11 protein-coding genes and 1 pseudogene are annotated in these 12178 nt (G+C 41.5%); 5 read left to right on the top strand and 7 right to left on the bottom strand.

The features are described from left to right. Nucleotides 1-264 precede the first annotated feature (264 nt). Nucleotides 265-1299 (top strand): hypothetical protein, encoded by a 1035-nt coding sequence (locus tag R7127_RS08440; RefSeq protein ID WP_065871669.1) that lies wholly within the window; start codon nucleotides 265-267, stop codon nucleotides 1297-1299. 2 nt (nucleotides 1300-1301) lie between these two features. Here R7127_RS08440 and R7127_RS08435 read toward each other — a convergent pair whose 3' ends face one another. Next, on the bottom strand, nucleotides 1302-3260 hold the full coding sequence (locus R7127_RS08435; RefSeq protein ID WP_065871668.1) for a UvrD-helicase domain-containing protein: 1959 nt from the start codon (nucleotides 3258-3260) through the stop codon (nucleotides 1302-1304). A 445-nt stretch (nucleotides 3261-3705) separates the two neighbouring features. Between R7127_RS08435 and R7127_RS08430 the strand changes: the two genes are divergently transcribed. Continuing rightward, nucleotides 3706-4830: an IS630 family transposase gene (locus R7127_RS08430; RefSeq protein ID WP_318148379.1), complete on the top strand. Its 1125-nt coding sequence runs from the start codon at nucleotides 3706-3708 to the stop codon at nucleotides 4828-4830. Nucleotides 4831-4842: 12 nt separating this feature from the next. Here R7127_RS08430 and R7127_RS08425 read toward each other — a convergent pair. From R7127_RS08425 to tnpA, 5 genes and pseudogenes are all read right to left on the bottom strand, one after another. Further along, nucleotides 4843-5055 (bottom strand): annotated as a pseudogene (locus R7127_RS08425) (TolC family protein); the annotation flags it as partial. Between the two features lie 124 nt (nucleotides 5056-5179). After that, the gene (locus R7127_RS08420) at nucleotides 5180-5422 is read right to left on the bottom strand and encodes a hypothetical protein (protein WP_041156857.1); all 243 of its coding nucleotides are present in this window, start codon (nucleotides 5420-5422) and stop codon (nucleotides 5180-5182) included. Nucleotides 5423-5789: 367 nt separating this feature from the next. Beyond that, nucleotides 5790-7352, bottom strand: coding sequence for an IS66 family transposase (tnpC, locus tag R7127_RS08415; protein ID WP_318148378.1), 1563 nt, complete (start codon nucleotides 7350-7352; stop codon nucleotides 5790-5792). 67 nt (nucleotides 7353-7419) lie between these two features. Then, nucleotides 7420-7785: an IS66 family insertion sequence element accessory protein TnpB gene (tnpB, locus tag R7127_RS08410; protein ID WP_041156858.1), complete on the bottom strand. Its 366-nt coding sequence runs from the start codon at nucleotides 7783-7785 to the stop codon at nucleotides 7420-7422. Beyond that, nucleotides 7786-8094 carry an IS66 family insertion sequence element accessory protein TnpA gene (gene tnpA / locus R7127_RS08405; RefSeq protein WP_318136147.1) on the bottom strand — a complete coding sequence of 103 codons (309 nt, stop codon included), beginning with the start codon at nucleotides 8092-8094 and terminating at the stop codon, nucleotides 7786-7788. It lies immediately after the preceding gene. Between the two features lie 133 nt (nucleotides 8095-8227). Between tnpA and R7127_RS08400 the strand changes: the two genes are divergently transcribed. From R7127_RS08400 to R7127_RS08390, 3 genes are all read left to right on the top strand, one after another. Then, complete coding sequence (locus tag R7127_RS08400) at nucleotides 8228-9244, top strand: IS110 family transposase (protein ID WP_318148377.1); 1017 nt, start codon at nucleotides 8228-8230, stop codon at nucleotides 9242-9244. A gap of 369 nt (nucleotides 9245-9613) precedes the next feature. Continuing rightward, nucleotides 9614-9868, top strand: coding sequence for a helix-turn-helix domain-containing protein (locus R7127_RS08395; protein ID WP_041156860.1), 255 nt, complete (start codon nucleotides 9614-9616; stop codon nucleotides 9866-9868). Nucleotides 9869-9954: 86 nt separating this feature from the next. Then, nucleotides 9955-10650, top strand: a complete 696-nt coding sequence (locus R7127_RS08390; RefSeq protein WP_041156861.1) for a DUF6933 domain-containing protein — start codon at nucleotides 9955-9957, stop codon at nucleotides 10648-10650. A 149-nt stretch (nucleotides 10651-10799) separates the two neighbouring features. Here the strand turns inward: R7127_RS08390 and R7127_RS08385 are convergent, their stop codons facing one another. Beyond that, nucleotides 10800-11762, bottom strand: coding sequence for a hypothetical protein (locus R7127_RS08385; protein ID WP_318148376.1), 963 nt, complete (start codon nucleotides 11760-11762; stop codon nucleotides 10800-10802). Nucleotides 11763-12178: the final 416 nt, after the last annotated feature.

Genomic DNA, 12178 nt, shown 5'->3' with positions numbered 1-12178 from the left:
TTGCAGGCTCACTGGTATCTAGAATTACGGATAATTTTCAGATTTTGAAACCAGCATCTTCAAGTTGAACGGGTATAATCTAAGGCGCTTTTGTCCCCGAGCGTGCCTTAAACCCGATGATATAATACAAGCCTGAACAAATATTTGTTAGTGCTGTTAATAAATTAGTGATAAGTTCTTTATTGCAACCTTCAAATGGGTATAAATCAAAGTTTCTGATCCAGAAATCGTGAGCTAATTTTTCGAATCAAGAGTCCCAAAGAAATGACATCTTTCATTGAAGCATATAAAAGAACAGGAAACTCAATAATCGCCTATAAACAAGTCGTAAACTGTGACGATAAGTCTTTGAAAGAGATAGTCAAAGAGTCATTTTCGTCTTTAGAGCAAGTTTTCGAAGAAGTGGATTTTTATGTATCAACCGAAACTAAACGCGGCATTCTTAGAAATACAGGCAAAATAATAGGTGGTATTGTGTCTCTCGGTGGCTCTTATATGCTGGAATTGCATAACAAGCACTATTCTGACATTTACGAAGCTATTTATAAGCCAGCTTGCAATATAATTGAGTCAATTGAAAAAGACACTAATGATTGCCTATCTTCGATAGGGGAGCAACTGACTGAGCTAAACAAAACACTCAAGCCAGTTGGAAATATTCTTAACTCAAGGACAAACAGTGATCCAGCAACGCGAGACTCTTTGACTCGGATTAACAAGTTTAATACTGGCTTTAATACATCTTTAAATACGGGTTTCGGTGGCCTAGTGGGCGGCTCTGCGGCTCTTGGCGCATGGGGACTAGTTTCGCTGATTGGTTCCGCGTCTACTGGCACAGCAATATCTTCCTTGTCAGGTGTTGCTGCTACCAATGCTACGTTAGCTTGGTTTGGTGGAGGGTCGCTTGCTACGGGTGGAGCTGGAATGGCTGGTGGATTTTGGGTTCTAGGAGGTATTGTTGCTGCCCCAATAGTATTTTTCTCGACGAAAAGCGCTTATAAAAAAGTAGATACTGTCAAAGAAAAGAGAAATGAACTGACTGAAGAGTCAGATAAGGTCATGAAACTAACAGTACAAGCCTCGACTCAGTTAATAGAAGCTAGAAAACAACAGGCCCAAATAGCAGCTTTGATTGCCGAGTATGTTCCTAAAATAAAGGGCGAACTAAGATTATATAAGTTTCACCGTTCATTCTGGAAAGACATCTTTGGCTGTACAATGAACTCAGAGCAACAGAAACACTATAATAACTTGAACAAACTGGCAAGCGAGCTTCTAGATAAGCTAGGTATTAAATAAGCTTACATACTACTGCTAAAAAATTCCGAATATGGACTTTCGTTGCTTACGTCTAAGACAATGAGGTTTTCCACCGAGCGTGTTATTGATGTATATACAATTTCTGGGGTATCCTTTTGGTCCATTAGATAAAAAACCGTCTTAGATTCTAACCCCTTAAAACTGTGAACCGTTGATAGCTTTATCAGACCGCTATTGGCGTAAAAATGGTTCTTCTTAATGCGTCTTGCTCGTTCCATATCAGAACGTAATTCTTTGTTCTTATATACATATTGATGTAACTCATCTTCAGACATTGACTTGAGTTGTTCCAATGAAACTTTACTATCATAAGCCTTTATCATTTGATGTAATTCTTGATAGGTTTCAAACATACAGTGAGTCTTCTCTATTTCATTAAACTTTTGGACCAACTTTCTGACGAGGTAAATGTTTGACGACAATATGACCACGTCATTCGGATTAAAGTTATTAACCCTGATAGTTTTTTGAATAAGTTCAAAAGATTTCTTTTCCCAGTCACCACTACATTGATGAAACTCTAATATCTCAAATGTAAATCCTTGTTGTATAGGGACTGTTTCTATCAATTCTGAATCTGAATACTTTTCAATTAGATACTTTGACTGGTAGTCTTTGAATACTTGGTTGAGGGGGGATTCCAAACTGGTTCGGTACGAACGTTTTAACTTCTTCCAACTTCCAAATCCCTGTGCAATCACAGCCGCACGCTTGTCATCGCGCTCGTAAATGTTTTGTGATTCATCGCCAAATAACACCATCTCACCTTCAGAAGAAAGAAAATTGTCTCTTAATATCTTGACCCATTCACTCTCAAAATCCTGAACTTCATCGACGAGAATTGTTTGGTATCGAGTTAACTGGTAATTCTGAAAACAGTCTTTTTTATACAAACCATCTAGGCTAAAGCGTGCTATTAAATCAGAGATATCCTGTCCACTAGCGTTAATTTGACTGTTATAGAATTGGTGGTAATTGGTAACCGCAAAATTTTGCTCATCACGGTAACCTAATATATCACTAATCCTGTCTTTTATTAGATTTTTAAGAGTGATGTTAAACGTTACAATTAGCACTCTTTCCTTATGTCGCTCGTGCGCATTGACAGCTCTTTGGGCGATTATTGTAGTCTTTCCACAACCAGCAACACCTTTAATCTTTTCCTTCCCTACGCAACTTACAGCCAACTTAGCTTGCTTATCGTCTAAGGAAACAGCTTTACCTTGCTTTAATACATGTTCACAAGGCATTAGACGACGCTTCAGGTCATCATATACTCTATCATCGAATAGTACTTGAGATTTGTAGTTTTTGATTTTACTTACTAATTTATGAGTTTGTTCGCCAGAAAATATCATCGCCTTATCACGAACTATGCGTTTTTTAGTCCGAGATAATCCTTCTGCACGTCTATTATAAGTGTCTACATCGATACTGCATTTACGTTTAGCATTGAGAAGTTCACTTGTTTTCAGTCTTAAGTCATTCTCGGCAGGTTGATATAGCGCGTCCACTTTATCTTTATCTGCCTTATGCAAATAGACAATTGGTTGGACAAGGTTAAAAAAGTTTCGGTTGCCTAGTTGCCCTATGCCTAAGACGGGCAAATGTAGCTGGTACAAATTCTTTTTATAAGTAAACGCTTGTGACTGAGGAGACGATATACTAGATTGCCCATTAGCGTATTTCACTGACCACTTGTTATAGCTATCAACTTGATAGTTATCCAAATTGTAGTCTTTAACTTCGATTACAAATATCGCGACACCCTCTCTAATGATTATAAAATCAGGTCTGTCACCATCCAAAAAGGGATTAAAAAACACCTCAAAGTTATCGTCTAAGTTTTCTTCAAAGTAATTGAGGAGATGTTGTTCACCCTCAGTAGGTTTCACTTTTAGTCGCAAGATATTTTCTATAGTAGGGTAAAATTTAGCCATAACACTTTCTTATAATAATGGTAGCCTGAATAAAGCATCTACAATGACGATAGAGTAATTGGAGTCGGTAAAACAAATTCAGCTATTAAAAGAATAGGTCAATTGATAGTGATAAAAACGTGTCCTCAATCACAGTGTCTTCAATGATAGGCTGAAAATTTTTAAACCATAAATGTTCTAGATTGGATGCTCTAAGGCGCTTCTGTCCCCAAGCAAGTCACGACCGAAACCTCTCTACATTGAAGTTTAATGAATAAAAACTCACTTTCACGCTATAAAAAGCACAAACGTTACATTAGAAATTTTTGGGTAAACACCGACCCTATTCAAAAACTAGTTTGTTGCCCGAAAATGATAAAGGGGCAAAATCGTCTCAGAGAAGAAGGCAAACTACGACAAATGGCACCGAAAAGTTTCGTACTTTATTGTCATAGTTCTAATCTTTATTGTTCGAGTTTCAAACTTTGTTGTCCACCGACAAGAAATTGCTGAACTTAACGAACTCACCAGTAAAGGTAAGCACAACGCCAGAAAGCTAAAGCGTGCCCAAATCCTTTTACTGGCAAATCACAGGCAACATACAGACGCTGAAATATGTCAGCTCTTAAATACCAGGACTTCAACGGTCTATAGAACCAAACGCGGCTTTGTTGAAGAAGGCCTACAATCTGCACTGGAAGAAGGAAAACGTCTTGGGCAGTCGAAGGCATTAAGCTCAAGCGAGGAAGCCACGCTTATCACTATCGCCTGTACCAAGCCACCTGAAGGGGTCGCTCGATGGACGCTTTCTTTAATTGCAGACCGGCTGATTGCTTTGACAGACTTAGAAAGTATTTCTCTGGAAACAATCCGCTCGCGACTTAAGGAAAATCAACTCAAACCATGGCAGAAGAAAATGTGGTGTATTGGTCAACTTAATGCGGACTTCATTGCACAGATGGAAGAAGTTTTGGAGTTGTATGCTCAACCTGCCAACCCCAAAGAGCCGGTCATTAACTTCGATGAGGCCATGAAGCAGATGGTTTCCCATACAAGAGAGCCTATTTCAGCTAAACCTGGACAACCAGAACGGATCGATTATGAATATCGCAGGGAAGCGGTAGCGAATATCTTCCTGATGTATGACCGACATAATGGTTGGCGACATGCGAAAGCAACAAAAACCAAAAAGTTCGAAGACTTTGCTTGGTGCATGAAAGAGTTAGTTGATGAACATTACCCGGATGCAGACCAAATTCATGTTGTGTTGGACAATTTTACCACCCACAAGGCTGGCGCACTTTATCACACGTTTCCTGCGGGAGAGGCTCGCCGAATATTAAGGAAAATCACTTTCCACTATACCCCTCCTCATGCCAGTTGGCTCAACATGGTGGAGATTGAGATCGGCGTTATGAATCAGCAATGCCTTAATCGACGTATCGGGAGTTGGGAGGAATTACATCGGGAGCTTAAAGCTTGGGAGACTATGCGCAATGCAGAGAAAGCATCCATCGAATGGTTGTTTGATGTAGACAAAGCCCGGAACAAACTTCACCGGGCTTATGATGAACTAACCATTCAAAACTAAATGGAAAAGGTAGTAGTTTGCACTGACGGTAACGGAAGGTAAATTCAAATTAAACGTTGAATCTTGCATGTACTGATAGTGTTCAACATTGGCTCGTTCAGCGGCTAAAGAATGGTTACTTTGCTGCAAAATTTCCCAAGCTTGCTGGAACGAAATGGGCGCAGCGGATACCGATGAAATACCCAGCAATGAGCACATCAAGAGAGTGAGTGATTTTGGCTTCATACTTTCCGTTCAGAATCAGGTTTAGAGTTAATGCTCTATATTATAGATTTTCGACAGGGCTGAGTAGTATTTTGTTGTAACAAAAGTCGAATTGCTGATTCGAAAACCCGAACCAGCAATAATGTTATATATGAATATTATGAGAATAGTAGGGACATAAGAAATCTGCGCGCCATATGAGCTTTTTGGTCCCTTGCATTGTTGTGAGTACATCTTTTCCAGACATTTGTGGGAACGCAAGCAAGACACGTAAGTTTTCATGATCTTCGGTTTCTAATTCATAGGCCCGGACATGAGTAAACGTCGAAAGGAGATGCTCGTTTAGCATGTCTCGTGAAAGGCATATACCTAAAGCATCTTTTTCCATTGTTACTTTCCTCCTGACAATGTATAGGGTGAGCTATCTACCACATTAGTCATTATAATCGAGCGTAGAATGGCAATAACTTTTACTCCTCACTGCTCCATTTAGTATATAGGTAACCACGCAATTAGGCAAAAAATACGCGAATCTTAATGTGATCAATGACAGATTTTCGAGTGTAAATAGGGAAGAGTTATTAGCTAATAAATTTATCATTAATGAATCTTTGTCTTCCTTTATTTTATATTTATAAATCATAGCGTTAAGTATTATTATTTCGAATGACTGACTTTCAACCAAGCCAAGTTAGCTAGAATGATTTTGGTAAGCGATTAATTATCAGCGTTATTGATCAGAACCAGCAAGCCTTTTAGGCTTTACCGATATTCCATGGTAGAAGGGATTCGATTTGTTCGACTGTTTCGGCATACGGCAGGTTCGTCAGAACAGTATGAAGATACTCATATGGCTCCAGGCCGTTTAGCTTCGCCGTTTCTACAATGCTATAGCAGACCGCACTGGCTTTTGCCCCCTGTGAGCTATCTGCAAACAACCATGCCTTTCTCCCTACCACGAACGGGCGGATAGCGTTTTCAGCCAAGATATTACTGATACGTAACTCGCCATTCGTACAGTACACGACAAGCTTTTCCCACTGGTTTCGCATATAAGTGATCGCTAAGCCTGTCAGACTGTCTGCGGGAACTTTGTTGGCATTATTTTCGAGGAAGATTTTCAGCTTATCCAAAAGCGGAACACTGTGCTCTTGACGATAAGCAACGACTTGCTCTGGGGTGTATCCCGCTTTTTCTTTCAGCTCATTTATCTGACATTCAATATGATAAAGCTGATTAATATGCCCGAGTGCGGTATCGGCATTGCTAACTTTGGCTTTTTTACCTTTCGGCTGCGCCGCTTGCGCTTCAATAAATTTCCGGCGCGCATGATCCATACAGCCCACTGGAGTTAACTGATATTTCTTGCAGGCAGCGTTGTACCCCGCATAACCATCGGTTTGCAGGTAACCTTTAAAGCCGTCAAGCAATGTAATTGGAACCTCTCCGCTTCGGGATGGGTCATAATGGAACAGAACGCTCCGCTCACTGGGTGGCCCACCCAGTGATACCCACATCTGCTTGTCGGACGTAGCTGGCTTACCCGGCTCTTTCAACACCTGGATGCGAGTTTCATCCATCGCAATGATATGGCCTGCATTTTGATGCTCCCTGAGCAGATTCACCAACGGCTGAAGCACCTGCGCCGATTTCATCACATAGTTGGCGAGTGTGGCCCTGGAGATATCACCACCGTAGCGGCTGAGCATTTTTTCGATTCGGTAAAGCGGAAGACCGTCCACATATTTAGACGTAATGGTATGAGCAATCAGGCTGGTGCTACCCAGTGAACCTGGCAGTGGATGCTTTGGCATCGGCGCTGTCACCATAGTCTGGCCATCTTCTGTGTCGAACACCGCTTTTTCTTGCATGTATTCCAGGACACGAACTTTGGCGGGTACGATATCTAGCTCTTCTTTCACTTTGGCGAAGAAGGTGCTCTTAGCGCCAGTTTTTTCTGCATCTGTCAGGTACAGGAAGATTTGTTCACGCGGTAAATCGTTAGACAGTGGCTTACGGCCACGAGGTTTAGATGTGTTCTTTTTCTTCTGGTCTTCATCCTGCTTTTCATGAGCGTCAAGCACAGGATCGGTACACAGTTCCGCTTCGTCAAACAACCGGAACTGGCCAGGATGGGTTTTCTCGCTACTTGGGGTAAAGCGTTTGATTTTCAGGTGGCGAACGATTTCTTCTAAAATCGCAATGCGGTCTGACTGAGATTTCAAACGTTCAGACTGGTTTTGAAGTTGTGCTTCTTTTTCTGCTAACTGAGCACGAAGTTGCTCTATTTCACTCAGGTTTTCAGAAGAGGAAGTCATGATTCAAATTGCCTTTAACGCCTTATTTCAACAGGGTTTATTGTACCAAATTCCCGTTAATAAGTCGCTAAAATAAGGACTCATATTCCAACTTTTTATGCCCTTGCATCAAGGAGATATCGTAACCATCAAGCAGCCAGTTTATCTGTTGACCCGTGAGTGTAATGACTTCATCTGTTCGCTTGGGCCACTTGAATTTTTCTTCAGCAAGTGCTTTGTAATAGAGCACGAAGCCGTTGTTTTCCCAGAAGAGACATTTGATTTTGTTGCGTCGCTTATTGGTAAAAGCATACAAGTTGCCACTGAAGGGGTTGTGGCCTAACTCTATTTCAATAAGCGCACTGAGTCCCCGGTGCGATTTGCGAAAATCAATCGGATCGCGATAAAGATAGACGCAATTGAGGTGCTGAGCTGGTCGGAGTGTCGGCTGCATTTATCGAAGCTCCCTGAGAAGTTGGGCAACTATCAAGATATTCGTGGCACTGACATCCGTGATCTGAGTTCCATCGGGTAAGCAAATCGTCGGCCCTGACTGGGTGGATATCCGTGTTTCGAATTGAGCCACGACAAATCCAGACCGAGTTTCTCCTTGGTTAGTTTGCTGAGTGGCGTGATATTTTTGTTTCCAGTAAGTGAACTGGTGAGGGGTAAGCCCATGATGACGGCAATAGTCAACTTGAGTTTGCTGGGTTTGCATCCATGCCTGGATGTGTTCAAACCAGGTATCCGGTGATAGTGACATAGTGAAGAACTCTTGTAGTGGTAATGACGGCGGTCATTATGAGCCTTTACGAATGAACTAAGGCGCTAATTAGATGGTACGCCCCTCCATTCCACTAAACTCGACAGTATCGAGTATAGGAAAGGTGACCATCATGCTTAATACACAAATTATCGGTATTGATTTAGCTAAACATGTCTTCCATCTTGTAGGCCATGACGTAGCAGGCCGTGAGACATTCCGTAAAAAGTTAACTAGGCAAAAAACTCTCCAGCTTCTTTCTGTTCATGAGCCTGTTACTGTGGCAATGGAAGCATGTGGTGGGTGCCATTGGTTTGCCCGAAAATGCCAAGAATATGGGCATAAAGTTAAGCTAATTCCAGCTCAATACGTAAAACCTTATGTAAAAACCAACAAGAATGACTTCATTGATGCTGATGCCATTGCGGAAGCAGCCATGAGGCCAAAGATGAGGTTTGTTTCACCAAAAACAGAGCAAGCCCAACTAGGTCTGGTGATACGTAAAGTTCGTTCTGGTTACATCAAAGAGCGAACTGCTTGTATGAACCGAATTGGCTCTATGCTACTTGAGTTTGGGATCAGTTTTCCCAGAGGCCATCATCAAATGAAGGGGCTTTTTCAATGGCTAGCAGATAATAAAGAACCAGTACCACCACTTCTGATTCTCGAACTACGACAACAGCTCGATTATTACAATATTCTAAATCAATGGATAAAAGAGCAAGAGAAGAAGCTAGATCAGCTCAATAAAGGCAACGAGCTTATGGAGTTATTACAGAGTGTTCCCGGAATTGGCCCAATAACTGCCTCGTGTTGTTTATCTGTTATTGGTAATCCTCATGACTTTTCCAATGGAAGAAACTTCGCAGCGTGGATAGGTTTAGTTCCCTATCAATACTCTACTGGAGGTAAACCCAGAATGCTGGGGATATCTAAGCGTGGCAACAAAGAGCTAAGAACCCTATTCATTCATGCTGCAAGAGCTATTCTTTGGCGAAATGCTTCGGTAGAGCAATATTTCGGAACATGGTTAATTGGGCTTAAGCAAAGAAAACCATTCAATGTAGCAGTTGTTGCATTAGCCAACAAGCTTGCTCGAATAGCTTGGTCAGTAATGGTCACGAGAAAGCCCTTTGAAATAAGAAGTTAAACAGAGTTTGCATATGATAATGATAGATGACAAAACGGTCAGACCACCAGATTGAAGACCTGCGGGACAAAACAGCAATTAAAAGTGCTTAGGCGCTTATGAGGACAATCTGGCGCGGATCTCATCGTAGAGCGGGACGGTTAATGAATTGAACGTCTCATATAGACTCTGAATACATTGTCGCAAACCAGCTCGGTTATTTTGAGTTATCAACTTGCAAAACCGGGGCGTACCATACATTTTGTCCCGGAGCTAAGAGGGTAAGAGAACATCTGGGTAGGTTACTAAGGCTCGACACATTAGATCCGCAAGGATATAGTGCATCGTTTCTCACTAACCCACTAACATCCGCTTTTTAACAGAACACCTATGAATAACCATTTATCCCCAATCGACAAAAATCATTTGAAGAAACTACTTCGCTTAGAGTTAGATCCGACATGGTCTGATAGTCTGTCGGCAACACCTGATATGTCTTGGGTTACGCCCATAGTGTTAGAAACACTATTTACTGAGTTGATGATCCACACCCGAGGCAATCAAACAAAGGCTGCAAAAATGCTTGGTATTAACAGAGGAAATTTAAGCTCAAAAATCAAACGGATATCAAATCGAGAGCTATGAACCTCAACAGCAGATTTAAACGCCAAGTTAAGTGCATCTAAGCCGCCTTGTCCAAATTCAATGTTATTAAAGCTGGAAAATACAATATGTTAGTCTTTAACTGCACTAAAGCTGCTGCTGAATTTTTTACGGTGACACGTCAAGGTCAAAAGTGTTCAGATCTAGAACCTGCACCACATAAAACCATCTCAGAATCAATTGAAACGCCTATTTTCCCAAATGGGGTTGATGCCGACAAAAATGGTCAATTTCAATGGCAATGGGTACTTCATTGTGTATCCATTAAACGCAAAAAATACTTAATGGCAATGGACTATCAAAGCCGCTTTTGTATTACGGTACTTGCATGTAAGAAAGGTGATATTTATCAGTTTCTCAACACCTTTGAACCCATGCTTAAGGCATGTTTTCACAGTTTAGCCAATCAAAGTGGTGTCGATGCCGTCGAGATTGAGAGCTGCATTGACCATTACGACAGAGCGGTGAATGATTGTGCATTCCATCCTAGAGGAGACCGTAGCGTGCAGGCACACATAAATGACGTGCTTTGGCACCTTGAACGCCACTGCTATGAAGATGGCATGTTACTTGAGGATGTTGACCTACTTGGGTTTAATTTGTTTGCCAATCAGTTTCCTCGTAAGAGTAAGCATCGAAAAACGTTCTTTTTTTCAACTGAAGAGTTTGTCAAACACTGGCGCGAATGGGTATTTGAGAGCGTCCCCTTGGATATGAGTAGAGTCATTAATCTGAGTGATTACAAGAAGGCAAACAAAGAGTAATGTCATGCATGAAAGTTCGTAATTGAGGGCATTCAATTCAAGGTATGAACTGTACCACCGATTTTGGACACCAGTTAAGCGAATCTAAGGCGCTTCTGTCCCAATCCAATCGGAAGGCAACACTCATTTTTACCTGAAAGTGAATGTCGCTATACGTGTTGCGCGATTCTTAACAGTGGTATCACAAAATCATGAAGTTGCTTCTCTATAGATTCTACTGTTGTTAGCGTACTCGGCAATATAGTTGACATTGGAGCCTCTATATCAACGACCGGAGCTTTCCCATGAGTTCTGTCTACTGTCCTCTTACAAATGGATACTTCAGAACCAAAATCAAGTCGTTTCACGGCTTGGTAAATATCTTCTTGTCTATTTGGATTCGCTGAAAGTCGAACAAGGAAACGTTCAGGCTTAATAGGATTCACGTAAACCGCGCTAGCTAGATTTGCGTTTTCATGCTCAAAATACCGTTCAACAATGTCGCCAACGCCAATTTTCCAGCCGCCTTGCTGCGCCTGAGCCTCCGTCGTCCCCCAGAACTTAGAGAAGTTTTCACGTTGCTCTCTTGGCGCCTGTCGAGATAAATCCCCTATAGTTGGGTTAGGAGGAACAAAGCCCATATACTCAAAGCCGATCTTCAGTTCTTGCACTAGCGGGTTACTATCTTCGATCAATAGATCATAAAAGTCTCGCCAGAGAAAATGCTGCCTATTTTGCGGCTTTACATATCTAGAATGATTTAAAACTGTCGCTGAAGGCGATTTCAAACTAGTACGGATGTAGAGAACCCCATCCACATCAAGTTGAAGATACCGCTCAAGCTGAGGCATAAAGTCTGTGTCCTCATTACCTCCAGTTTCCATCGCATCCAGTTTGTTTTCACAAAGAAATACACTACCGTCATCAAACGTGAGTTTCATGTCTGGACGGCAGTTAGGATAAGCACATTGTGTTTCAACAGATAACAACGTTTTAGTACATTGCTCACCAAGCACCAGTCGCACAAATGCTAAACGAAATTGCTCTAATGAATTAAGGCATGCTGCCAAAAACTCAGTAAGGTGATCTTCTCGTGCTTGGGTCAATCTTTGGGTATTTCGAAATAGACTCATATTCCACTGTGCTCGATAGATTAGTGTAGTGCTCTTAGCATAAGGCAAGGACGAATAAAAAATTGGAACATTAAACTAAGAATTGTCAATAAGATCAGTGATACCGACTCGCTTTTGTCCCGAAGTGACCTTGCCAACATAAAAAATCATTTTTACTGCATGATTGTTGTTGCCGTCACATGAGCAGGATTTGGGCAAATTCCGGTTATCTTCTAACATGTATGTTATAGCTGAAAACGATTTTGGGGCAAAATCGTCTCAGAGAAGAAGGCAAACTACGACAAATGGCACCGAAAAGTTTCGTACTTTATTGTCATAGTTCTAATCTTTATTGTTCGAGTTTCAAACTTTGTTGTCCACCGACAGGAAGCACTGTTGGATTTGGAGTCCTTACCCCGGAAACAGATCCAGGTTCT

Origin of the sequence: Vibrio sp. 1159 (genome assembly GCF_033340395.1) — a bacterium.
Lineage (GTDB): Bacteria > Pseudomonadota > Gammaproteobacteria > Enterobacterales > Vibrionaceae > Vibrio > Vibrio alginolyticus.
The sequence above is the reverse complement of the archived record's forward strand: the minus strand, read 5'-3'. Positions and strand labels throughout refer to the sequence as shown.